The organism is Thalassospira sp. MIT1004 (assembly GCF_001858545.1).
In the GTDB taxonomy this organism is placed as follows: Bacteria; Pseudomonadota; Alphaproteobacteria; order Rhodospirillales; family Thalassospiraceae; genus Thalassospira; species Thalassospira xiamenensis.
On record NZ_MCAO01000033.1, the window covers coordinates 283,445 to 307,390 of the forward strand.

The window sequence follows — 23,946 nt, forward strand, 5'->3', positions numbered from 1 at the left end:
TTTTTTAAGCAAACACGTTTTATCGCGTCGAAATCAATAATTTTTGGGAAAAACACGAAAATGTTTCACGTGAAACATTCTACCGATAAGTAAAAGCATCACGCGTGCAAAAAGCCCGCGGTGAATGAAGCCCCATCGTCAATGACAAACAGCGGCACATCAAAAAAGGGCAGCACACTTATACAAAATGTACTGCCTTTCCGAAATTATGAACAACCCAACGTAAGTTCCAATCAGGCGCTGCGTATCGCCTTATGCTTGTGGCTTTTGATATGCCCAAGCAAGGCGGTCACTGCCGCGGGGGTGACACCCGGAATGCGTGATGCCGCACCAATAGTTTCGGGCTGGATTTCTTTCAGTTTCAGACGGATTTCTGCCGAGAGGCTGCCGACGCTATCGAAGTCAAGATCGCGCGGCAGACGCAATTCTTCATCCCGACGGAAGGCCGCAACATCGGCGGACTGGCGATCCAGATAGCCTTTATATTGCGCATCGATTGAAACCTGTTCTCGGATCGCCGGGGTAATTTCAGAAAGCTGCGGCCAGACGCGGGTCAAGGTATCGAAATCAATATCCGGATATGCCAGCAAGTCATACGCCGAGCGCCGCACACCATCCTGATTGATTTTGATGTCATGCTTCGCCAGACCATTCGGGGTTTCGGTCAAATCGGAAACGGTGCGTTTGGCTGTTTCAAGCGAAAGTTTTTTATCACCCCAAACCTGCTGGCGATGCGATGCCACGCAGCCGATGTCAAGACCACGATCCGTCAGACGCTGGTCAGCATTGTCCGCACGAAGCATCAAACGATACTCAGCGCGTGAGGTAAACATGCGATAAGGTTCGCGCGTGCCCAGCGTCACCAGATCATCAATCATCACACCGATATAGGCGTCAGCACGATCAAGAACAAATTCGCGCTCAACCGCCCCTGCTGTGCTTCCGGCGACAAGGGCAGCATTAACACCCGCGACAAGTCCCTGCCCGGCAGCCTCTTCGTAACCGGTCGTGCCATTGATCTGCCCGGCAAAGAACAGTGCACTGACTTTCTTGGTTTCCAGCGTATGGCGCAGCTCGCGCGGATCAACAAAATCATATTCCACTGCGTAGCCAGGACGGAAAATCGCGACCTTCTCGAGACCCGGAATGGTGGCCAGCATCGCAAGCTGAACTTCTTCGGGAAGTGAGGTTGAAATGCCGTTCGGATAAACCGTCGGATCGTCGAGCCCTTCTGGCTCCAGAAAAATCTGGTGCTGGTTCTTTTCGGCGAAACGCACAACTTTGTCTTCGATGGACGGACAATAACGCGGGCCACTGCTTTTGATCTGGCCACTATACATCGGAGCCCGATGCAGGTTTGCACGGATGATTTCGTGCGTCGCCTCAGTTGTCCAAGTCATGTGACACGGGATTTGCAGTACGGTGATTTCTTGGGTCAGGAAGGAAAACGGATCGGGCGGATTGTCACCCGGCTGTTCTTGAAGACTGGCCCAATCGATCGTTCGGCCATCAAGCCGTGCCGGGGTGCCGGTTTTCAAACGCCCCAAACGGAAGCCGAATTTTTCCAAAGTTTCCGAAAGACCAAGTGCTGGCGCATCACCGATACGCCCGGCCGGAGTGGTTTTTTCGCCAATGTGAATAAGACCACGCAGGAATGTTCCCGTTGTCAGAACCACCGCACCGGCATCATATTCGCGCCCGTCTTCGGTGATCACACCGGTCACGCGGCTGTCATCGCCCTCGGTAATTTTAAGGTCGTGAACCGCGCCTTCGATGATCGTCAGGTTTTCCTGATTGGCCAGAATATCCTGCACCGCTTCGCGATACAGCTTCCGATCAGCCTGCGCGCGTGGGCCGCGCACAGCCGGTCCCTTGGAACGGTTCAGCATTCGGAATTGGATCCCAGCGCGGTCAATCGCACGACCCATCACACCGTCAAGCGCGTCGACCTCGCGAACCATATGCCCCTTGCCAAGCCCGCCAATAGCCGGGTTGCAAGACATTTCTCCGATACGATCAGCACGGTGTGTGACCAGTGCGGTTTTCGCTCCCATGCGCGCAGCCGCAGCCGCAGCCTCGCACCCGGCATGGCCCCCGCCAACAACAATCACATCAAATCGGTTATCCGACATCGAATTCCTCGTTGAATTCCTTGACTACGCCAAGCCATGACATCTGCTCAATGCAACACAGCTTGCGAGTCTTATTCAGGTCTTAATTCAAAACCACGTGTCATCGAAATGGCCGATGTTTCACGTGAAACAATTTCTGATAATCTTATTTGCCGATACAGAAGTCGCCGAAGATAATATCAAGCAGGTCTTCCACATCGACGCGTCCGGTGATTTTACCGATTTCACGCACGGCAAGGCGAACATCCTCGGCCGCCAATTCGGCAATATCGGTCTGCAATCCGCGATCCAGATGATCACTGGCACGCTCAAGTGCCTGGCGGTGCCGCAGCCGTGTCAGGGGAACTGGTCCCGCAAAATCGAGCCCTTCTTTTACGCGAGTCTCCAGCAGTTGCAAGAGGCTTTCCATCCCCTGCCCGGTCATGGCCGATATGGGCAAAACGGGCAGCTCAAGCCGATCCCCTATTGCCGATTTTCCAGACCAGACTGTCGGGATATCGCCAACATCCACACCATCCACCTTATTGACCAGAAGGATCGTATTGGCATCAATCAGGCGCGCAGCCTCTGCGTCGATGTGGGGCCAGTCGGAACGATCCACCACAACAAGCCGCAAATCCGCATCCTCCGCGCGGGCGGTTGCACGGCGAACACCCTCGGTTTCGATCACATCGCCACTTTCGCGAAGGCCCGCAGTATCCACCATGGTGACGGGAAAACCACCAAGATCAAGATGGACTTCGATCATATCGCGCGTGGTTCCAGCGATCTCGGACACAATCGCCGCCTCACGCCTTGCCAGCCGGTTCAGAAGGCTTGATTTACCGGCATTAGGCGCACCGAGAATCACGATCTGGAAACCTTCGCGCAACCGTTCGCCGCGCCGGTTGTCGGCGAGATGTTTATCCATCTCGCCGTGAACGGATGACAAATCACCACGCACCACCGGCACAATACCACCAGGCAAATCTTCGTCCGGAAAATCGATATCCGCCTCGATGTAGGCCAATGCCTTCATTAAACGCGCGCGCCAGTTTTCGTAAAGGGCGCCCAATTCGCCTGCCATCTGGCGCACGGCCTGCCTGCGTTGGGCCGCAGTTTCGGCATCAATCAGATCGGCAATGCCCTCGGCCGCGGTCAGGTCCATTTTGCCATTTTCGAAGGCACGTCTGGTATATTCCCCCGGTTCGGCGATACGCAGGCCCGGTCGAGCGGCCAAGCAATCAAGAACACCGTCGATTACCGCACGCCCGCCATGAGTATGAAGCTCGACGACATCCTCGCCTGTAAAGCTGGCCGGACCTGCAAAATAGATCGCTACCGCATCATCAAGTCGCTCGTTCGTTTTCGGATCATGGATCGGCGCATAGATCGCATGACGTGGTTTTGGCAGGCTGTCGCGGCCCAGAAGCGCGCACAATGTCGCCCCAGCCATTGACCCGGATAGCCGGATAACCGCCACCCCGGCCCGCCCAGCGCCGCTGGAAAGGGCAAATATGGTGTCTGTCTGGCCCACTCGGATCGGGGTTCCACTGTCGGTCACGTTAATCGTCATCCGTTCTGCTATCCGTCACGCCATCTGAAGAAAAATGTTGCTGGCTGTCCATATCGGTCAGCATTCCGCGAAGGTCAACATATAGCTGCAATTACAAACAGGGCTTTAAGGCTGCACAAGATAGCTGAAAGCGGCATATCATCAGCTTTCTGACCACCACATGATCCTCGCGGAAATCGGTTTCCAGTTTGATTTACAGATCTTTGGAAACGGCACCAACTTGTCACCGTTCTCGTTGCCGGAAAACACAAAACGGCCCCTGTCGGAGCCGTTTGAAGTGATTGTCCTAATGATGATGCCGCGCATCGCTCCTTACCGGTTTATTGATCCGGGCTTAGGCGCAGCCGTTCAACCACCTTTCCCCCGACCAGATGGTCATTAAGGATGGTATCAATATCTTCGATCGTCTCGTAACGATACCAAGTGCCTTCGGGATAGATCACCATCACCGGCCCCAGTTCGCAGCGATCAAGACATCCGGCGGTATTGATACGAGTCATTGGCAGACCCAGTTCCTTGGCGCGAACCTTCATGTAATTGCGAAGCTTCGTAGCACCCTTGGAATTGCAGCATCCGCGTTCGTGCGTCGCGGGGCGCTCGTTCTGGCACACGAAAACATGCGCCTGATAAAAATGTGCCTCGGTCGTCAAGCTAGTCAGTCCTTGGTGTTCTTGCCAGTGGTGTTTCCGGCAGCGTTAAACTGGCTCCAGAAGGCTTTCTGAAGCTGTTCCCAGTTCTGCATGCCCTGCGGCAGCCAGGTATTGAGCATGGTTTCGGGATCCATCGCCGCAAGATTGGCTTTCATCCGGTCCTCTATATCTTTCATCAAGGCCTGCTGCATGGGCTGCACATCGGGCAGACCAAAAAAGGTGCGCAGTTCTTCCGGCGTGCAATCGATATCCACGGAAACTTTCATCGCCCTGATCTCCTCTGTTTGATCTTCTGCTTTTTATTGGGTCCATTATGGACGTCCGTGCGAAGTTCTCAATCACTATCGACCTCAGAGCACTTCCAATCAGTTAAAAGCCGATAAAATCGCAATATATTGCTAATCCAATCCCTTTACCCCCCTTGTCTTTCGCTTCAGGGGCTTTACCCTTACATCCATAGAATGAATGTCAGCAATGGGATGGAACACTGCCCTTCCCGCAAACCATAAAAAGCCCGCCACCTTTACAGGAAATCCGGACGGGCACAGGACACGATGCCATGAAACTTGCGCAGAACAACCTTGGTTCGGAAACCAGCCCCTATCTTTTGCAGCACCGTGATAATCCGGTGCATTGGCAACCCTGGAGTACCGAGGTTCTTGCCGCGGCCAAGGGGGCAAACAAGCCTGTTCTGCTATCGGTTGGCTATGCGGCGTGTCACTGGTGCCATGTTATGGCACATGAAAGTTTCGAGGATGATGGTATCGCGGCACTGATGAACGAGCTGTTTGTGAATATTAAGCTCGACCGCGAGGAACGCCCCGATCTTGATAGTGTCTATCAGAATGCGCTGGCATTGCTGGGTCAGCAGGGCGGATGGCCGTTGACCATGTTCCTGACGCCGGATGGCGAACCGTTCTGGGGTGGGACCTATTTCCCCAAGGAGGCACGGTATGGCCGCCCGGGATTTGGCGATGTTTTGAAGTCGGTTTCAGAAATCTATACCCAACAGCCCGATAACATCCGCCATAACGTTGCACAGATCGGTCAGGCGCTGATTAAAATGAATAGCGGTGCAACTGGTTCGATGCCGTCGCTCGCAATGATTGATCAGTGCGGGCATGGCTGCTTACAGATCATGGACGGCGAAAATGGCGGCACAAATGGTGCGCCAAAATTCCCGCAACCAAGCCTTCTGGCCCTTATATGGCGTGTCGGAGTTCGCACCAACGATACCGATCTTAAACACATCGTCCGCCACAGCCTTGATCGCATGTGCCAGGGCGGGATTTATGACCATGTCGGTGGCGGTTTTGCCCGTTATGCCGTCGATGACCAATGGCTGGTGCCGCATTTTGAAAAGATGCTGTATGATAATGCGCAGCTGATTGATCTTCTGTGTGATGTCTGGCGTGAAACCGGCAACCCGCTTTATGAAACCCGCATTTCCGAAACCATCGACTGGATCCTGCGCGATATGCGAGTCCCCGGCGGAGCCTTTGCCGCCAGCCTTGATGCCGACAGCGAGGGTGTAGAAGGCAAGTTCTATGTCTGGGACGAAGCCGAAATTAACGCCATTCTTGGCAATGATGCCGCCCTGTTCAAGGATATCTATGACGTCGGTCCCTCGGGCAACTGGGAACATAAAAATATCCTGAACCGCACGCAATCGGGCCTTGGCCTTGCGGACCGGACGACGGAAAAGAAACTTTCGGAAATACGGACAAAGCTTTTGGCAGTGCGTAACAAGCGCATATGGCCGGGATGGGATGACAAGGCTCTGACCGACTGGAACGCAATGACCATTGCAGCTTTGGCTGAAGCCGCAATGGTGTTCAAGCGCGCAGACTGGCTTGATTATGCGAAGCTTGCCTATAATTTTGTGATCAACAGCCTGATGACTGGCGAAAGCAATGACCGGCGCTTCCTGCATAGTTATCGCAATGGCAAGGCACAGCATGCCGGGATGCTCGAAGATTACGCGCACATGATCCGCACGGCTTTGCGGCTTTATGAATGCTTTGGCGAGGATGCATACCTTCGCGAAGCCACCGAATGGTGCGAAGCAGTCGAAAACCTGTTTGCCGACACCAAAGGTGGTTATTTCCAATCGGCATCTGATGCCGATGATCTGGTTGTGCGCCAGAAACCGCATATGGATAATGCGGTTCCGGCCGGAAATTCGGTCATGGCACAAAATCTGGCGCGGCTTTATGCACTGACCGGCGATACCAAATATCGCGACCGGGCGGAAATCACCATTGCCGCCTTTGCCGGGCGATTAAACGAACAATTTCCCAACATGCCTGGCCTTCTTCTGGCAGCCGAAATGCTGCAAAATCCGCTTCAGATCGTGCTGATCGCCAAGGAACCCAGCCAGATGTACATGGAAATGCGGCGCGCCATCTTTGCCGCCTATCTGCCAAACCGTGCGATCACCATTCTGGCCGACACCGATGCCCTGCCCGACCTGCACCCAGCCAAGGGAAAAACCGCGATTGACGGACATGAGACAGCCTATGTCTGTCAGGGGTCGGTCTGTTCCGCCCCGGTTACTAATGTCGCCGACCTTGCCAAGCTGCTTGCCAATTTACCAAATAAGTCGACATAAGAAGAGCCGCTGATACGATGCCTGCTCAACTCGGATGTTTCACGTGAAACATCCGATGGTTGGCCTCCTCCTCCGGCATCCAAAAATTAATTATGCCTTTTACCCCTTCCCACAAGCCGCAGGATTTCGACCATGCCGCAGATTTCGATGAACAGCCCGGTCGGGGCGATTACAATTTTCGAATTCGACGATCAGATCGTCGCCGTCGATTGGGGCTTTGTCGAGGATATGGAACCGAGTCCGGTCCTGAGCGATGCCAAAGCGCAGCTCAATGCCTATTTCGATGGCAAGCTTGATGCCTTCAACCTGCCGCTGGCGCCCGATGGCACCGATTTCCACAAGGCTGTATGGGAGGCGATGTGCAAAATCCCGCTGGGCAAAACCGCGACCTATAAGGATCTGGCGATTGCAGCCGGGGCACCAATGGCCTATCAGGCTGTTGGTACGGCCTGCGGGCTTAATCCAATCCCCATAATCATTCCATGCCACCGTGTTCTGGCGAGCGGCGGCAAACCGGGCGGTTATTCCGGCGATGGCGGACTTGAAACCAAACGCGCGCTTTTGAAAATCGAAGGCGTCGATCTGGTTATCCCAAGCGATCAGGGCAACCTGTTCTGAACAAAGCAGCTATCAGCCAATTTTGTCTGGCATTCCATCAGATGAAATACCGTCTTTTAACCTCCGTCCGAACGGACAAAACCAAACCTGCCGGATAGCAAAATGCCGTTTTCTGACATAGACTTGGTCCATTGATCAGACAAGCGCCAAAATGGCGCATTAACGGGAGGTCTCCATGACCAAAGCTTTCCGATTTTATGAAACCGGCGGCAGCGATGTCCTGCGTTTTGAAGATGTCGAGGTTGGTGCACCAGGTACCGGTGAAGTTCGCCTGCGACAGGAAGCCATCGGACTGAACTATATCGATATCTATTTCCGTTCCGGGGTTTATCCGGCCCCGTCCCTGCCATCGGGCCTTGGGCTTGAAGGTTCGGGCGTGATCGAGGCGGTTGGTGACGGCGTAACCGACCTTGCAGTTGGTGATCGGGTTGCCTATGCCGCACAACCGCTGGGTGCCTATGCCGAGGCACGTGTAATGCCGGCCAAGGGTTTGGTTAAAATCCCGGACGGAATCAGCTTTGATCTTGCAGCAGCCGCAATGTTGCAGGGCATGACCGCTCAGTATCTTTTGCGCCGAACCTATCACGTCAAAAAAGGCGATACGATCCTTATCCATGCGGCTGCAGGCGGGGTTGGCCAGATTGTTTGCCAGTGGGCCAAACATCTGGGTGCCACCGTAATCGGTACCGTCGGATCGAAGGAAAAAGCCGAGATCGCCAAATCCAAGGGCTGCGATTATCCGATCCTTTATCGCGAGGAAAAGGTATCCGAGCGTGTCAAAGAGATCACCAACGGCCAAGGCGTTGAAGTTGTTTATGATTCCGTCGGTAAGGATACCTTTGACGACTCGCTGGATTGCCTGAAACGTCTTGGCATGATGGTCAGTTTCGGCCAGTCATCAGGCGCTGTCCCACCCGTCCCGCTTAAAGCTCTCGCACCCGGAGCCTATTTCCTGACCCGTCCGAGCGTCTTTCAATATACCGCCACTCGCGAAGAGCTTCTGGCAACCGCGAACGAGCTATTTGACGTGCTGAAATCTGGTGTGGTGAAGATTGATATCGGCGCGACATATGACCTTGCGGATGCCAAACACGCACATGACGACCTTGAAGGCCGCAAAACAACGGGCTCGGTCATACTGAAACCCTAAGACTTTATCGCATTGAAAAACATCGATTCACGCCTTTGCGGAAATGAAAGGAATGGGAAGAGGCAGGGTTAAACCCCCGCCTCTTCCTTTTCCGTGTGCCAGGCACGAACATCGCGCGCGATAGCATCGAAACGATCCGACAGGCCGGAACTAACCGCACGGCACGGAGCAATGACAGCTTCGGCCCAATCGACATAGCGCAGAATCTGTTCTCGGTCCCAGCCAACCGGGGTATCGGTCAACATCGCGCCAACATTGGCGACCTTATCGGCCAGACGGACCAGTTTAGCCCCGTTACTAAGATGCGGGGCGGTTTCGATCTGGCGGGCTTTGCGCTCATCGCGCGGCAGCGCCTTGTCATCGCTGACTTCAAGGACGATATCGGCGATCATTTCATTGAAACAAGCGGCAATTTCATCGCGAGTCGCCCCGCAATCCTCGATCACATCATGCAGGACCGCAGCACAGAGCACGTATTCATCCGTATGCGGTTCGCACTCGATGATCAGGCGCGATACCTCGATCGGGTGATTGATGTAGGGTTCATGGGCCGGGCCTTTGCGGCGCTGGTCACGATGCGCGCGGGCGGCAAAATCGACGGATTTCAGTAAAAGCTGCATCAGCCTTGAAAAAAGTAGTGGAAGAACGAGACCAGAGTCACATTTGATTGCGGCTACTGCAAGCATTGATGGCTATCGACATCAAAAATCTATGCCCCACATACAGGAAAGAGCCAAAATCAAGGAGATAAGCGAGACATGCCCGAGGAAATGAATCTTAAACTAACCTTGCAAAATACCAGCACCGAACCTCTGCATTTAACCAGTCTGGCACCGCAAACCGGCTGGAAATCGGCCCCGCCCCATCATCTGGCCGCCAATAACCAAATGGATTGCGCAATCGTCGCTGCTGATGAGCTGACAATCACCCTTCGATACGGGGTACATCATATCGGGCTTCATTTTGGTAATGGAAAGCTGCATGTCGAACCGGGTGATAGCAAACTGATCCGGCAGAAACTTGACGGTCACAATGCCGAACTAACATTGGCAATGACCTGAATAGCGAAGTGTTTCACATGAAACATCCCGCAAGGTTGCAGATCAGGCCCGGTTCCGGCGAGTGCCTGCCATTCGGCGGCCCGCACAGCACAGATATATTCATCGCGCAAAGGCAACCTGTCACTGTTCAAGCGAAGTAGATCACAGTGATCTACCGCACTCATAAACCTGTCGGATACCTCCTGCCGGCAAACAAAAACCCCCGACAGATTGCCGGGGGTTTTCCATGACGGGTCGATTACAGGATCGAACGGCGATCAGCCATTCATTGAATCGAAGAAATCGTCGTTGTTTTTGGTCGATTTGAGCTTACCGAGCAGGAATTCCATCGCATCCTGCGGCCCCATCGGGTTGAGGATACGGCGCAGAACCCACATTTTGGAGAGCGCGCTTTTTTCGACCAGCAGTTCTTCCTTACGGGTACCCGATTTAAGAATATCGATCGCCGGGAAGATACGTTTGTCGGACAGTTTGCGATCCAGAATAAGCTCGGAGTTACCAGTACCTTTGAATTCTTCAAAGATGACCTCGTCCATGCGCGAACCGGTATCAATCAGGGCAGTTGCGATGATGGTCAGCGAACCGCCTTCTTCTATGTTACGTGCCGCACCGAAAAAGCGTTTCGGACGCTGCAGGGCGTTGGCATCGACACCACCGGTCAGAACCTTGCCGGAGCTTGGAACGACAGTGTTGTAAGCACGTGCAAGACGAGTGATGGAGTCCAGCAGGATGACGACATCGTGCTTGTGCTCAACCAAGCGTTTTGCCTTTTCCAGAACCATTTCAGTGACCTGGACGTGACGCTGTGCGGGTTCGTCGAAGGTCGAACTGATGACCTCGCCCTTCACGGAACGGTCCATGTCGGTCACTTCTTCCGGGCGTTCATCAATCAGAAGAACGATCAGATAGGCTTCCGGGTGGTTTTCCTCAATCGCGTGCGCAATGTTTTGCAGCATCACGGTTTTACCTGTGCGCGGCGGTGCGACGATCAGGGCACGCTGACCTTTACCAAGAGGGGAAACAAGTTCAATCACACGGTTCGTGATGTCCTTGTTGCCTTCCTGATCAAGGTGGCGCTCCATCTTGAGCGGTTCGTCCGGGTAAAGCGGGGTCAGGTTATCGAAATTGATGCGATGGCGGACTTTTTCGGGCGCATCAAAGTTGACCTTGTCGACCTTGAGCAGCGCGAAATAACGCTCGCCCTCCTTGGGCGAACGAATCTGGCCTTCAACCGTATCGCCCGTGCGCAGACCAAAGCGCCTAACCTGGCTCGGCGAGACATAGATATCGTCCGGACCGGCAAGATAGTTTGCCTCGGGACTGCGCAGGAAGCCAAAGCCGTCTGGCAGAACCTCCAACACGCCTTCGCCGAAAATGGCATGATCGTTTTCGGCCAGCTGTTTGAGAATGGCAAACATCAGCTCCTGTTTACGGAGCGTGCTGGCGTTTTCGATTTCGAGTTCCTCGGACAGGGCAAGAAGCTCCGTCGGGGATTTCTTTTTGAGTTCCTGAAGATGCATATGTGCGTTTAATGATCTTGTGATTGCCGGGAAAGGCGATGATTGAAAGGAGAGGAGATATAGAGAGGAATACGGTTGACGATCAGGCAGATCATAGTTTCTGCGGACCGGTCAGAACCTTGTAGTTGTGAAGCAGACAGGACTGTTTCATGTTTCGGGTGTAAAACACCACAGATTGATAACGCCGATTGAACCAATAGTCAAACCGTGTTTCAAGCCATTAAGGCAATATCACGTGCACCTGTTGCAGAACTGCCATGCCATCGCCTGCCCAAGCTAAACCGGCGAAAGATATTCTTCAACCAACTGGCGAACCTTCGTGCATCTGTCTGGTCAACCAACCCGTTCGCGGACTATCGCCAGCATACGGGCAAGCTGATCATCGCTTAAACCGGCAATCCGTTCCGACAGAAGATTGGCAAGTTCGGTTGCCTCTGGCTCAAGCCCGGCGGTATCTACCGTTACCTTGGGATGAGAAAGCTGTGCCAGGCGTTTGATTTCGTCAACTTCATCCCAGACCAGATTGAAATAGCCGCAGATTTGCTGCACCAGACCCGGGCTTGGCCGGCCACGATGGCCATGTTCAAGCGCGGAAAGGTATGCTGGCGAGAGCTGCAAGGCGTTTGCCATATCGGTCAGGGTGACATTATGCCGCGCCCGTAATTCGCGAATACGATTGCCAAAGGGTGTCACGGGCGTCTCCGTTTCAGCAGAACATAAAAAGCGCCCGATCCGCCGTGCTGGATACGGGCTTCGCTGATGGCAAGAATACGGGTGCGGAGCCTTGGCGCGCTTAGCCATTGCGGGGTGCGTTGGCGCAAAAGACCGGTGCGGCCATATTCATCAGCACGCGATCCTTTGCCCGTAATCACCAGAACACAACGTTTTCCGGCCCGCCAGCTGTCTTCGATAAAAGCATTCAGTGCATGGTGGGCGACATCCTGGGTCATGCCGTGCAGATCGATACGTCCGTCGATTGACATCTGGCCTTTCTGGAATTTTTTGGCCGTCGACTTATCAATGTTATCGGTGACACCGGGTTCAAGTTCGGCCAAGGCGCGATTCTTTATCTGCGGGCCTCGATCAGCATTGCGTGCAGATGGCAGATTGCGCGCAGCCCGGACTTCTTCGGCCTTCTTGATTTCGCCTTGCAGGTCATCAGGAAGCGGCATCGCCGTATCGCTTTTGGGATGATCTTCGTCCAGTTCGAACACGGCGTCGCTGCCCTTGCGCTGTTTGGAATGCAGGGGTTTGACATCACGCGTGAAAATTTCCCAAAGGGCCTTTTCTTCGTCGCTGACGGAGCGCCGTCTTTTATGGGTTTTCTTTTGTGTCATCCACCAGAACGATATGCAAACGGCGCGGTCCGTGCGCGCCTAGCTGTATCGTCTGTTCGATATCGCCTGTTCGCGACGGGCCTGTCACCCAAAGGAATGTTCGCGGCATATTGCCGTTTCCTTCCCATTCGCGCAACCGTGCCCATACTTCTTCGTAAGTTCCGACGATGTCGCTGACTTTTAAAACGACAATACGGGTGTCGGGAAGCATATTGAGCGTAAAGGCATATCGGCCCAGAGTAAACCAAGCCATAGGCATGACCGCCAACCGCGCCATAAACCGAACAATGGTGGGTCCAAAGCCTGATGATCACTACATGTGCGAATGTTCATAAACCGTATCAATCATCCCGCCCGAAAAGATCAAGACAGGCAACACCGTTATTGTCGAGGTTCAACATTGCTCGCAGAAACGCACTGTCGGTATTCGAAGACAAGCCATGTCTCTCACGTAAATTAATGAATTGGCCACTTTGCTTAATCTTATCGAGAGAGTTCTGAAGTTTTTTGATCTCGTCAATCGGGGCCGCATTGCTGATGGCAATATAAAGAAAACAACTGCGATATGGTAAAATCCCGTCAATATCGCGTTGCTGAGCACTGGGATCGACAATGTCGCGATATTGGCGCAGAACCGAACCACCAATTGCAATCAGATCCACACGATCAGCATGTAACATAGGCAGTAAAAGCTCTTCGCGTGGAACCAGAACAAGCTGTTGTGCGCCGCGTTTACGTAAATAGGGTTCACGCGCCGATCCCAACAAAACGCCGATCCGTGCCGAGGACAGGATGTTATCAAAGCTCATATCCTGCCATTTGGCACCGGCGTAACCATAAAGGTTCCAGATGGTGCGACTGATCGGCCCAACCCATTTGAAGCTGTCTTCGCGATCCGCGGTTCGAGTTGTCGGATAGATTACATGCCGGGTGCCCTGCACCGCCTGTTCCATAACCCGCTTCCAGGGTGCTTGCGCCGCAATGACATAGGGCAGACCAGCATCGTTAAACAGAGTCGTGACAAGATCATCAAAATAGCCCGGTTCGGGACGGACTTTATCACGACCGCCCTCAGACGCATGAATGGTATAGGCAAGTTCGCCATCGATGAGGGTGTCTGTTTGCTGCAACTGGATCGGGGATTGGTCACCCAATTGATATTGGGCGCTCGCATCGCGGGTTGGGATCCCCGACAGAAGCATTGCAGTGATCAAACATCCGATTACACCCGGCTTGTTGAAAAGCGGCCAGTTCAAGAACGGGAGTTCAAAAAGCAAAAAGACGATCTGACAAAAAAAAGAAGTTCTAAAAAAAACGGCATATCGGGAAAACATGCCGGTCACATCATACCTCTTCGTGCTTTAGCCAAAAGGCACCGGAAAGCTTTGTTTCAATATAGGCGCGATGTGCAGCCAATTCTTCGTCGCTGACGATATGGAGCCGTGGTTCAAGACGATTTTCCTTTGGCCCCACCACCATGCGCGGGGTATTCGCGGTCTCCTTTGCTTTGTCCTTGGCATTGGAATCAAGCAAAAGCCCATGTTGCCGCCCCCCCAGCAGTTCAAGATAAACCAGCGCCAACAGATCGGAATCGAGCAATGCGCCGTGCAGGGTACGGTTCGAGTTATCGATCTTGAAACGACGGCACAGCGCATCGAGGCTGACCGGAGAACCAGGGAATTTTTTGCGCGCCATCTGCACGGTATCAATCGCGCGATTCATGGCAATTTTCGGCTTGCTCAGCCATTCAAGTTCTGCGTTCAGGAATTTCATATCGAACGCAGCGTTATGGATCACAAGAAGCGAATCATCGCCGATAAATTTGAGAAAATCATCGACAATTTCGGCAAAAACAGGCTGGTCTTTAAGGAAATCGTCACCCAAACCGTGAACGTCGAATGCCTCTCTTGGCATCGGACGCTGCGGATTGATATATTGGTGATATTGCTGTCCCGTCGGCATGTGATTGATCAACTCGATGCAACCGATTTCCACCAGGCGATGGTCTGCATATGGATCAAGGCCGGTGGTTTCCGTATCAAGGACAATTTCACGCATGTCGGGTCCGATTTTCCAGTTGGTCAACGATGGTCCGTATCTTAGCGAAAGTTACCGCCCGCCCCAAGCCTGTCGGGATGATGAAATCGGCTTTGCGACGTTTTTCGCGATCGGGCATCTGTTTGGCAAGAATGGCGGAAAATTTGGCCTCCGTCATCCCCGATCGCGCCATAACACGTTGGCGTTGAATGAACTCCGGCGCTGATACTACTGCAACTTGATCGCAGCGTTTTTCGCCCGCCGTTTCAAACAGAAGTGGGATATCAAGTACAACCAATGGTCTTTGCGCCAGACGGTTCTGCTTTAGAAATCGGTTTTCTTCACCGCGAACCAGCTGGTGCAGGATTGCTTCAAGACATTTCAGCGCATCGGAATCGGCAAAAACGATTGGTCCGAGTATCTGGCGATCAATACGGCCGTCTTGCAGGACATCAGGGAATGCCGAAATGATCGGTTCAAATGCCGCCCCATCCGGTGCCATCAAATGATGTACGCTGGCATCGGCATCGTGAACCGGCACACCGAGATAGCGGAACATCCCCGCCGCTGTCGATTTACCCATGCCGATGGACCCGGTCAGTCCCAAAATCACCATAATAAATAGTGTCCTGTGATCTTAATTCGGATTAATCTGGCAAAAGCACGAATTCGCGAAGCTCTGGCGTAACCTCTGGATCAATCCCGAACCAGCGATGGAAACCCGGTCGTGCCTGATGCAGCAACATGCCTAACCCGTCAACCACTTGATTGCCGCGTTTTTTGGCCTGTGCCAGCAGATCGGTTATCAGCGGTGCATAAACGATATCGGTAACAAGGGCTGTTTGCGGCAAACCTTCAAGATCGATTTCAAGTTTCGGCTGTCCAACCATGCCAAGGCTTGTGGTATTGACCACAAGTGCCGCATCGGCAAGGCTTGCGGGATCAAGCGGCCAGTTCACAACATTTATCCGGGGATCATTAATCTCGGTCGCCAGATCTTCAGCGCGTTTGCGTGTACGATTGGCAATACGGATTTCGGGACTGCCTTCGTCAAGCAGGGCAATCAAAACCGCGCGCGATGCCCCACCCGCACCCAGCACCACCGCCGGACCAGACGCAAAATCGATATTCGGGGCTTCTTGGCAAAGGTTTTCGATAAAACCGAACCCATCGGTATTATCGCCCAGCATGCGGCCATCCTTGGCAAAGGTCACAGTATTGACCGCTCCGATGCGACGCGCACGATTAGAGAGTTCATCACATTCGGGCATCGCCATTTCTTTTTGCGGAATGGTGACATTGACCCCAGAAAAACCCAGATTTCGCAAGGATTTCAGGGCATCCTGAAAATTATCCGGCTCTACCGGGAGCGGCATATAGCAACCGTCGATCCCGTATTTTGCCAGCCAGTAACCGTGCAGACGCGGCGATTTCGAGTGCGATACCGGCCAGCCCATCACACCGGCAAGGCGCGAGGTACCCGACAGGGTTCGATAAGGGGTTCGCGAAATCATAATGAAGAATTTCCTGCCTGAATGTCTTTTATTATGCCTTGAGAATACCGTGATCACGCAAGAAGCCAATCAGCGGCAAAAGAGGCAGGCCCAGAACGGTAAAATAGTCACCGCGTACTTCGGTGAAAAGCTGCGCGCCAATACCTTCAAGCTGATAACCTCCAACACAGTCGTAAATGTCATCGCCGGCGGCATCAAGATAGTCTTCGAGCCATTCATCCGTAAAGTTGCGCATGGTCAGATGGGCGGTATCGATGGTGCCCCAGATACGTGATCCTTCCTTATAGATCACGGCCGCCGAAACCAGTTGATGGGTTTTACCGCGAAGCGCCAGAAGCTGGGCACGGGTATTGTCGCGGTCACGCGGCTTGTCAAACCAGATCCCGTTGCATTCCAGCATCTGATCGGCCGCTATAACGATACCATCGGGTTGCTGTCGATACATGCGCAATGCCTTCATTTCGGCGAGCGTTTCGGCGGCTTCGGCAGCACTGGCACCTTCGGCCTTCATTGATTGCTTGTAACCGTCTTCGTCGATCATGGAGGCAATTGCCTCGCAATCCACACCTGAATTTGTCAGCATGGAGTGGCGAGCTTTGCTGCTGGACGCCAGAATCAGTCTGGTCATGTATCGGTATCCTGTGATTTGCTTATGTCTTTGAATTAATCGAATTAATGACCGCGCCGGTCATACATGGTCGATAGAATGATCGCCGCGGTTTCTTCGATGGATCGTCTGGTGACGTTGATAATCTTCCAGCTGCGATCAGTAAAATAACGGCGTGCCTGATGGACTTCGTTTCGCACGGCAACCGGGTCAACGTAATCTCCACCCTCGCCGCGCTCGATCTGGCGCAGTCGATTTTTGCGGATCGATACCAGTTGATCAACATCCTTGATCAGGCCAACAACCAGCGGATTTTTAAGCTTGTCGAGTTCCGGGGGCAACGGGCACCCCGGCACAAACGGCACATTGGCGGTTTTGATGCCACGATTTGCCAGATAGACGGAGGTCGGTGTCTTTGACGTGCGCGAAACTCCGACAATCACGACATCGGCTTCTTCAAGATCCCAGGTCGATTGCCCGTCATCATGAGACAGCGTGTAATCAATGGCTTCGATCCGGTTGAAATAATCTTCGTCCATTTTATGAAGGGCGCCGGTGCGGCCGCGTGATTGCTGTCCCAGATACCCGGCCATCATGGTAATGGTATTATCAAGCACATGGCTGTGCGGTACCTGCAAACGGCGACAGCCTTCTTCGAGCTTACGGCGGATATCCATATCGAAAACCGTATAAAGCACGATACCGGGATTGCGTTCGATATCGGCAAGCACACGGGCAAGCTGCGCATCGGTTCGGATCAGCGACCAGACATGTTCATGGGCCCGGACATCGGGAAATTGTGCAATGCAGGCACGTGCCACCCCGTCAACGGTTTCACCGGTCGAGTCCGATACCAGATGGAGGTGAAAGATATTGTCGTCATCAATCATTGCAGACCCGCAATTTTCCAGCATTTCATATTACTTAACCGAAACCCGGTGTTCGATATTTCGATCATCTGCCATATGTCAGGGCACTGCAATCCCAACCATAAATTAAACTGACGGAGTCGAGCCTGTGGATAATTGTGGATAACGGGGGCGACTCCGGCCAAATGTTTTCCACAGATTTTATCCTGCACGTCATACAAAATTTCTCAATGCATTCGTCCCACGGGGGATAAGCGGAAAATTTTTTCCCTAATAGCAGGGATAACAGAGCGAAAACCAGATTAATCCCCGCTATCCCCATTATTCAAAAACGGCTTTTCCCAAGCTCATCCTTGGGAGTCGTTTCGAGTCGTCCCCAGTTTTCCCCAAGACCGTTTGAGATGAATCATTTTTCCCGAGTCGCAATGTGGATAAACTGTGCACCAAATTTGATCCCCGTTATCCACAGGGAACCACTAACAAACAACATCCTTTTTTATTAAAGAAGGTTTTGTTAGAGACACGGTGGAAAAACGGCTTGGAAAGGCTTCAGGACACAATTAACGGGTCAGGAACCGGGAACCAGACATAAGCGCCAGATCATCGTCTCTGACAAAAGGATCGGGACTATCATACCCGGAAACAGCCCGTTGAAAGGCAGTTACCGGCAGTCAAACAGGAAACGTCATGCCAAAACCAAACAAGACCTTTTTGCGCGCCCTTGCCGGTGAAACATTGCCGGTACCTCCCATCTGGCTCATGCGCCAGGCGGGTCGCTATCTTCCGGAATATCGCGCAACACGGTCCGAAGCAGGTTCGTTCCTCGATCTTTGCTATAATCCTGATCTTGCGTGTGAAGTTACCTTGCAGCCGTTGCGGCGCTATGACTTCGATGCGGCTATTCTGTTCTCCGATATCCTCGTCATACCACAGGCACTTGGACAGCATTTGGCTTTCAAGCAAGGGGAAGGCCCGCAGCTTGAAGCCATTAGAGATGCTTCGGGACTTGGCATCCTAAATGTTGATCATATCCATGACACACTGGGGCCGGTTTACGAGACGGTTGCAAAGCTCTCTGCATCCATTCCGTCTCATACCTCTCTCATTGGTTTTGCAGGGGCACCTTGGACGGTTGCGACCTATATGGTTGAAGGAAAGGGCAGCAAGGATTTTGCCAATATTCGCCGCTTTGCTTATGGCGATCCAGACGGGTTTTCACGTCTGATAGACATCCTGGTCGAAGCCACCACGCAATATCTGCTAAAACAGGTTGAAGCAGGTGCGGAATGCATTCAGCTTTTTGAAACCTGGGGCGGAGTACTGTCGGAAAACGGGTTTGAACGCTGGGTGATCGAACCGACCAAAAAGATTGTCGCAAATCTTAAGGCGGTACATCCGGATTTGCCTGTGATTGGCTTCCCAAGGGGTGCTGGCTTGCATCTGATCGACTTCAAACAGCAGACTGGTGTCGATGCCGTTGGTCTTGATAGTGGTGTTCCTTTGAAATGGGTTGCGGAAAAACTTCAGCCATTGGGCCCGGTGCAGGGTAATCTTGATCCGATGTATCTGATTACCGGTGGGGACGAAATGATTGATGAAACCCGCCGTATCCTAGATGTGCTGCGTGATGGTCCGTTCATTTTCAATCTTGGACACGGGATTACCCCGGAAACATCGCCGGAAAATGTCGGCAAGCTGGTCGATTTTATTCGAAATTATCGCTGATAATTGAAATCGATCAAATCGATTGAAAAATTCAATGCGTAAAATGGTTTAAACCCGTTGCACTTCGATACTGATTGGCCATTATAATCGGCAGGATCAAAAGAAGTGGGACGGGTTTATCCAGACAAAACTTCCGGGATGAACCGGACAGTTTCAAAACGCCATGAAGGATATGCCGATGTCCGAACTAAAGCGTAAAAAACGCGCGATCATTCTTTTCAATCTGGGCGGCCCGGATGGGCCGGATGCGGTTAAGCCGTTTCTTTTCAATCTCTTTAATGATCCGGCGATTATTAGCCTGCCCAATCCGTTCCGGTATTTTCTGGCAAAGCTTATTTCATCGCGCCGCGCACCGATTGCGCGCGAGATCTATAACCATATCGGCGGAAAATCGCCGCTGCTGGAATTGACTAAGGATCAGGCGGATGCGCTTGAAACAGCGCTTAACGGGCTTGATGACGGCTATGAAAATCGCTGTTTCATTGCCATGCGTTACTGGAAACCGTTTGCCGATGAAAGTGCGGCCGCGGTTAAGGCATGGGGTGCGGATGAACAGATTTTGTTGCCGCTTTATCCGCAATTTTCAACAACCACCAGCGGATCCTCGGTCAAGGACTGGAAACGGGCCTGTCACAAGGTTGGCCTTGCGGCGCCGATCAAAACCGCGTGTTGTTATCCAACCAATCCTGGCTTTATTGATGCATCGGCTGAAATGGTTAAGGCCGGGTATGAAAATGCCCTGAAAAAGGCTGCCGATCTTGGTGTTGGCAAGCCACGCCTGCTGTTTTCTGCCCATGGTGTGCCCAAGGCAGTGATTACCAAACGTGCTGATCCATATCAGTCGCAGATTGAAAAATCAGCACAAGCCGTGGTCGACAAGATGGCAATTGCCGATCTGGACTGGCTTGTGTGCTATCAAAGCCGTGTAGGGCCGATGGAATGGATTGGCCCGTCGACCGAGCATGAAATTGAACGTGCCGGCAAGGATGGCGTACCATTGGTGATTGTTCCGATTGCCTTTGTTACCGAGCATTCCGAAACGCTGGTCGAGCTGGACATTGAATATCGCGAAATTGCCGATGAGCTGAAAATCCCGGTTTACGAACGTGTTCGAACGGTTTGTTCGCATCCGCTGTTTATCAGTGGCTTGGTTGATGTGGTCAACGAAACCCAGCAGGAACTTGATCAGAACGGACCAGATGATTACGCGGTGGAAACACGTGGCTGGTGGTGCCCGGATGAACATAGCTGTGCGGTGGCCAAACAGCCGATGGGTGCGGGCCCTGCCTGATTATATTGCTGATCGGGCAATTTGACGTTTATCCTGTTTGAAACAAACAATATCGATTGCCCTGTGCCCCGAATCGACCAGAAGAGAGAGACATGGATACCTACAGCGTTATCAAATCCCTGCATGTCATCAGCATTATTGCCTGGATGGCAGGGCTTTTGTATCTGCCGCGGCTTTTTGTCTATCACTGCGAAGTGGCACCGGGTTCCGAAGCCAGCGAGAAGTTCAAGATCATGGAACGCCGGTTGCTGCGCGCGATCATGAATCCGGCGATGATTGCATCATGGATTTTCGGCGGTTATCTGATCCATGCAGCCGGTGTGATGACCGAGGGATGGTTCCACGTCAAATTGCTGTGCGTGGTGCTGATGACCGGGATGCATATGATGATGGCGCGCTATCGCCGTATGTTTGACGCCGATGCAAACACCAAGTCCCAGAAGTTCTTCAGAATTTTGAACGAGGGACCAACCATCCTGATGGTGATTATCGTCTTTATGGTCATTGCCCGCCCGTTCTGATCCGGATGATTTCAGGGTGATTTATCGATCATTTGAAAATCATTTCGGTATTAAAATAAAAAGGCCGCCAAGCGGGCGGCCTTTGTTTTGGTATCGTATCAAATTGACTCAAAGCAGGAAATCAGGCGTTGCCCGCAGGCTGACCTTCCATCTGTTTGGCGAATTTCTTGCGGAAAAGATCAGCAAAATCAATCTGCTGCATCATCAACGGTGGGAAGCCACCATCGGCAGTCAGGTCAGAGATGATTTTGCGTACATAGGGGAACAACATACGCGGAACTTCGATCAGAAGAACCGGCAGACGGTGTTCGTCAGCCACATTAAGCGTCACGACGGCACCATACTGAAGTTCGGCGATGAAGGCGACTTTGTCGGCAACGTCGGCTTTGACGTTGATCTTTACGGTGACTTCGTGAAGTTTCTGGTCCTGAGTCGTGCGCGCCTCGACATCGACATCGATGTTGATTTTCGGCTGCTGTTGCAGGGCTACGCTTTCCGGTGCATTCGGATTTTCGAAGGAAAGATCCTTGATGTACTGGGTATGGATCGTGATTGGGTTGCCAGTCGGCTTCTGTTCTTCGGCACCCTGCGCTGCACCGGTGGTGTTCTCGGCCATTAAAGTATAACTCCCTTAAATCTCGGTCTTGATCAGAAACAAGCCGTTCAGAACGTATCTGCCAGGGCATTGGCAGCATGGTCAGATGTTCTGAAACTGGCTGATATGCTTGTTTCTGACGCCGCAACCTTGCGGCATGTCCTTTCATGGCCTAGCATGTCTTCTGGATACGGGCAAGAAAATCGCCGTAACATCCGGTCTAGGTCACAAATGGCGCAAAAAGGCCACTTTCGGTGTGATCGACAGTAAGTAGCCAAGCCTTGCAAAATGTCGCGCAAGACGTCGAACAGCCGTCAAAACGACAACAGGTCCCAGCGCGTGGTCAAAGTCCTGTCGGGAACAACCGATGTGATCGGCTATACCAAACGTGGCGAAGAATTGTCGTTATGAATTCTTGGGCGGCAGATTGCGGGGATCATCGTCATTTCTGCTGTGATCGGTTGTATCCCTGCTTTCGCTATTACCATTGGTGGGACTGACATTTTCGAAATCACCATCAATGATCGGTCCAGTACCCGGACGCCGCCCGCGGCCAGCAGAAGCACCGCCCGACGACGAGCTCTCATTGCCATAAGTCCGGCGCGAGAAATTGGTCCGGATATTGCCCGACTGAACCAGTTTCATGATGACGCCGGCACCAACCGCCTTTCGCAGCGGCGGGACCAGCAACAGAAAGCCCATGGTATCGGTGACAAAGCCGGGGGTCAGCAGCAGCACACCAGCAACCAGAATGCAGATGCCGTCAAACAGCTCGCCAATCGGCATTTCGCCTTGATCTATCTGGGCCTGCGCACGGGCTAAGGTTTGCAAACCCTGGGCACGCATCAGTGAGGTTCCGACCACGGCGGTCAGGATGACGATGCCAATCGTTGGCCAAAGGCCAATCAGTTCGCCTGCCTGAATGAAGACGGCAATTTCGATGATCGGCATGGCCACGAAGATGGCCAGAAAATAAAAGCCCATTTTTGCTCCGCTCGGCTTTGCATTTGGTCGATGTGATCAGGTTTGATCACAGTCTGTCAGGTAAACATACTTTGACAGGACCTGTCCGCAAAGCGCAGTATTACATAAACATGTTGGTTTTCAGGTATTTCGCTTTAATCTGACCTGAAAGACTTTCTGAATTTGTCGGCAAATTAACGGTATAACTGGACGAAAATGCGGCAGTTTACCAACGTGTTCGCGACGATATGATGATTGTGCGAATGAACATGGTGAAACCGATCACATTTTAAATGCGATAGGGAGTTGCCCTTGCATTCGCTTCGGTTCATACCATTTCTCGACCACAGCAGTTTTGCTGTTTTTGGCGTTTTTCGAAACCTTACAGATCAAGAGTCCGGGCTTGCAGTATTTCGACATCATTCTTTTCGCATTGATCGCTGTTTTTCTGGTTTTGCGCCTGCGCAATAGCCTTGGGCGCCGCAATGGCGAGGAAAAACAGGGTCCAACGGATGTTTTTGGCCGTCGTTCGCACGAGGATGACAGCAAAGGTGCCACCAATGGCGCGCCACAGCCGACGGACAATGTCTATCGCCTGCCTGATGCCGACAAGGTAGTCGGAAAGGATGATGCAACTGTTGCGGTTGACAGCAGTGCCTTTAGCGTGTTGCAGCAAATCCAGAAAGCTGATCCCGACTTTACCCAGCAGGATTTCCTGAATGGGGCGCGGATGGCATTCGAAATGATCGTCGAATATTTTGCCAAGGGCGACAAAGACGGACTGAACCCGCTTCTTTCGGCCGAAGTCTATAAAAACTTTGCCGCCGCCATTGATGCTCGTGCCGAAAAGGGAGAGCGCGAGGAAACCACGCTGGTCGGAATCAAAAGTGCCACCATTCACGATGCCAGCCTTGAGGGCCGCACCGCCTATATCACGATCAAATTTGTGTCCGAGGAAGTATCAGTTATTCTCAATAATGAAGGTGATGTGATTTCCGGCGATCCGAATCAGGTGGTCGAGGCCGAAGACCTCTGGACGTTCGCACGCAATATTGAAAGCCGCGATCCAAACTGGCAGCTGGTTGCGACCGAAACGCCGGAAGAAGAGACCGCGCAGTAATTTGGCGGTCTCCACTGGCACTGAATTGATAAAGGCGATCCAGACAGATCGCCTTTTTTATTGCCTGATT

General features: G+C 52.6%; 26 protein-coding genes. 9 read left to right on the top strand and 17 right to left on the bottom strand.

The window, feature by feature from the left end; translation table 11 throughout:
* Nucleotides 1-233: 233 nt before the first annotated feature.
* From mnmG to BC440_RS12855, 4 genes are all read right to left on the bottom strand, one after another.
* Nucleotides 234-2,132 (bottom strand): tRNA uridine-5-carboxymethylaminomethyl(34) synthesis enzyme MnmG, encoded by a 1,899-nt coding sequence (mnmG, locus tag BC440_RS12840; RefSeq protein ID WP_063092278.1) that lies wholly within the window; start codon nt 2,130-2,132, stop codon nt 234-236.
* Nucleotides 2,133-2,277: 145 nt separating this feature from the next.
* Entirely contained in the window at nt 2,278-3,687 is a 1,410-nt protein-coding gene (gene mnmE, locus BC440_RS12845) for a tRNA uridine-5-carboxymethylaminomethyl(34) synthesis GTPase MnmE (RefSeq protein WP_051682177.1), read from the bottom strand.
* A gap of 320 nt (nt 3,688-4,007) precedes the next feature.
* Nucleotides 4,008-4,337 carry a hypothetical protein gene (locus BC440_RS12850; RefSeq protein ID WP_063092277.1) on the bottom strand — a complete coding sequence of 110 codons (330 nt, stop codon included), beginning with the start codon at nt 4,335-4,337 and terminating at the stop codon, nt 4,008-4,010.
* A gap of 5 nt (nt 4,338-4,342) precedes the next feature.
* Entirely contained in the window at nt 4,343-4,603 is a 261-nt protein-coding gene (locus BC440_RS12855) for a DUF6489 family protein (RefSeq protein WP_007088517.1), read from the bottom strand.
* Nucleotides 4,604-4,896: 293 nt separating this feature from the next.
* Here BC440_RS12855 and BC440_RS12860 point away from each other — a divergent pair, with 293 nt between their 5' ends.
* From BC440_RS12860 to BC440_RS12870, 3 genes are all read left to right on the top strand, one after another.
* The gene (locus BC440_RS12860; protein WP_063092276.1) at nt 4,897-6,948 is read left to right on the top strand and encodes a thioredoxin domain-containing protein; all 2,052 of its coding nucleotides are present in this window, start codon (nt 4,897-4,899) and stop codon (nt 6,946-6,948) included.
* A gap of 132 nt (nt 6,949-7,080) precedes the next feature.
* Nucleotides 7,081-7,566: a methylated-DNA--[protein]-cysteine S-methyltransferase gene (locus BC440_RS12865; RefSeq protein ID WP_063092275.1), complete on the top strand. Its 486-nt coding sequence runs from the start codon at nt 7,081-7,083 to the stop codon at nt 7,564-7,566.
* Between the two features lie 175 nt (nt 7,567-7,741).
* Nucleotides 7,742-8,716, top strand: coding sequence for a quinone oxidoreductase (locus BC440_RS12870; RefSeq protein WP_063092274.1), 975 nt, complete (start codon nt 7,742-7,744; stop codon nt 8,714-8,716).
* 68 nt (nt 8,717-8,784) lie between these two features.
* On the opposite strand, the gene BC440_RS12875 is transcribed toward BC440_RS12870, so the two are convergent.
* Nucleotides 8,785-9,336, bottom strand: coding sequence for an HD domain-containing protein (locus BC440_RS12875; RefSeq protein ID WP_007088513.1), 552 nt, complete (start codon nt 9,334-9,336; stop codon nt 8,785-8,787).
* A 138-nt stretch (nt 9,337-9,474) separates the two neighbouring features.
* On the opposite strand from BC440_RS12875, the gene BC440_RS12880 reads away from it, so the two are divergent.
* Entirely contained in the window at nt 9,475-9,777 is a 303-nt protein-coding gene (locus tag BC440_RS12880) for a hypothetical protein (RefSeq protein WP_063092273.1), read from the top strand.
* Nucleotides 9,778-10,034: 257 nt separating this feature from the next.
* On the opposite strand, the gene rho is transcribed toward BC440_RS12880, so the two are convergent.
* From rho to BC440_RS12930, 10 genes are all read right to left on the bottom strand, one after another.
* Nucleotides 10,035-11,297, bottom strand: coding sequence for a transcription termination factor Rho (rho, locus tag BC440_RS12885; protein WP_007088512.1), 1,263 nt, complete (start codon nt 11,295-11,297; stop codon nt 10,035-10,037).
* 333 nt (nt 11,298-11,630) lie between these two features.
* A complete protein-coding gene (locus BC440_RS12890) occupies nt 11,631-11,990 on the bottom strand; it encodes a helix-turn-helix domain-containing protein (RefSeq protein WP_037989003.1) in 360 nt (119 codons plus the stop codon).
* Nucleotides 11,987-12,634, bottom strand: a complete 648-nt coding sequence (locus BC440_RS12895) for a Smr/MutS family protein (protein WP_063092272.1) — start codon at nt 12,632-12,634, stop codon at nt 11,987-11,989. Before BC440_RS12895 ends, BC440_RS12890 begins: the two co-directional genes overlap by 4 nt.
* Nucleotides 12,612-12,887, bottom strand: a complete 276-nt coding sequence (locus BC440_RS12900; RefSeq protein ID WP_223304925.1) for an LUD domain-containing protein — start codon at nt 12,885-12,887, stop codon at nt 12,612-12,614. Before BC440_RS12900 ends, BC440_RS12895 begins: the two co-directional genes overlap by 23 nt.
* 88 nt (nt 12,888-12,975) lie before the next feature.
* A complete protein-coding gene (locus BC440_RS12905) occupies nt 12,976-13,788 on the bottom strand; it encodes a transporter substrate-binding domain-containing protein (protein WP_223304927.1) in 813 nt (270 codons plus the stop codon).
* Between the two features lie 190 nt (nt 13,789-13,978).
* Nucleotides 13,979-14,692: a DNA polymerase III subunit epsilon gene (gene dnaQ, locus BC440_RS12910; RefSeq protein ID WP_063092269.1), complete on the bottom strand. Its 714-nt coding sequence runs from the start codon at nt 14,690-14,692 to the stop codon at nt 13,979-13,981.
* Nucleotides 14,685-15,287 carry a dephospho-CoA kinase gene (coaE, locus tag BC440_RS12915; protein ID WP_063092268.1) on the bottom strand — a complete coding sequence of 201 codons (603 nt, stop codon included), beginning with the start codon at nt 15,285-15,287 and terminating at the stop codon, nt 14,685-14,687. The genes dnaQ and coaE overlap by 8 nt, the downstream gene beginning before the upstream one ends.
* Before the next feature lie 31 nt (nt 15,288-15,318).
* Nucleotides 15,319-16,185, bottom strand: a complete 867-nt coding sequence (locus BC440_RS12920) for a shikimate dehydrogenase (protein WP_063092267.1) — start codon at nt 16,183-16,185, stop codon at nt 15,319-15,321.
* A gap of 31 nt (nt 16,186-16,216) precedes the next feature.
* Complete coding sequence (locus tag BC440_RS12925) at nt 16,217-16,813, bottom strand: Maf family protein (RefSeq protein ID WP_063092266.1); 597 nt, start codon at nt 16,811-16,813, stop codon at nt 16,217-16,219.
* A gap of 44 nt (nt 16,814-16,857) precedes the next feature.
* Nucleotides 16,858-17,682 (bottom strand): pyruvate, water dikinase regulatory protein, encoded by an 825-nt coding sequence (locus BC440_RS12930; RefSeq protein ID WP_037989244.1) that lies wholly within the window; start codon nt 17,680-17,682, stop codon nt 16,858-16,860.
* Nucleotides 17,683-18,348: 666 nt separating this feature from the next.
* Here BC440_RS12930 and hemE point away from each other — a divergent pair.
* From hemE to hemJ, 3 genes are all read left to right on the top strand, one after another.
* On the top strand, nt 18,349-19,386 hold the full coding sequence (hemE, locus tag BC440_RS12935; RefSeq protein WP_063092265.1) for a uroporphyrinogen decarboxylase: 1,038 nt from the start codon (nt 18,349-18,351) through the stop codon (nt 19,384-19,386).
* A gap of 178 nt (nt 19,387-19,564) precedes the next feature.
* Nucleotides 19,565-20,677 (top strand): ferrochelatase, encoded by a 1,113-nt coding sequence (gene hemH / locus BC440_RS12940; RefSeq protein WP_040061342.1) that lies wholly within the window; start codon nt 19,565-19,567, stop codon nt 20,675-20,677.
* A gap of 92 nt (nt 20,678-20,769) precedes the next feature.
* A complete protein-coding gene (gene hemJ, locus BC440_RS12945; protein WP_037989028.1) occupies nt 20,770-21,198 on the top strand; it encodes a protoporphyrinogen oxidase HemJ in 429 nt (142 codons plus the stop codon).
* Nucleotides 21,199-21,319: 121 nt separating this feature from the next.
* Here hemJ and secB read toward each other — a convergent pair whose 3' ends face one another.
* Nucleotides 21,320-21,814: a protein-export chaperone SecB gene (gene secB / locus BC440_RS12950; RefSeq protein ID WP_063092264.1), complete on the bottom strand. Its 495-nt coding sequence runs from the start codon at nt 21,812-21,814 to the stop codon at nt 21,320-21,322.
* A 267-nt stretch (nt 21,815-22,081) separates the two neighbouring features.
* Between secB and BC440_RS23635 the strand changes: the two genes are divergently transcribed.
* Nucleotides 22,082-22,204 (top strand): hypothetical protein, encoded by a 123-nt coding sequence (locus BC440_RS23635; protein ID WP_255356825.1) that lies wholly within the window; start codon nt 22,082-22,084, stop codon nt 22,202-22,204.
* On the opposite strand, the gene BC440_RS12955 is transcribed toward BC440_RS23635, so the two are convergent.
* Nucleotides 22,199-22,777, bottom strand: a complete 579-nt coding sequence (locus BC440_RS12955; protein WP_063092263.1) for an FxsA family protein — start codon at nt 22,775-22,777, stop codon at nt 22,199-22,201. The two genes, BC440_RS23635 and BC440_RS12955, sit on opposite strands and share 6 nt — an antisense overlap.
* Nucleotides 22,778-23,159: 382 nt before the next feature.
* On the opposite strand from BC440_RS12955, the gene BC440_RS12960 reads away from it, so the two are divergent.
* Nucleotides 23,160-23,876 (top strand): Tim44/TimA family putative adaptor protein, encoded by a 717-nt coding sequence (locus BC440_RS12960; protein ID WP_139189989.1) that lies wholly within the window; start codon nt 23,160-23,162, stop codon nt 23,874-23,876.
* Nucleotides 23,877-23,946: the final 70 nt, after the last annotated feature.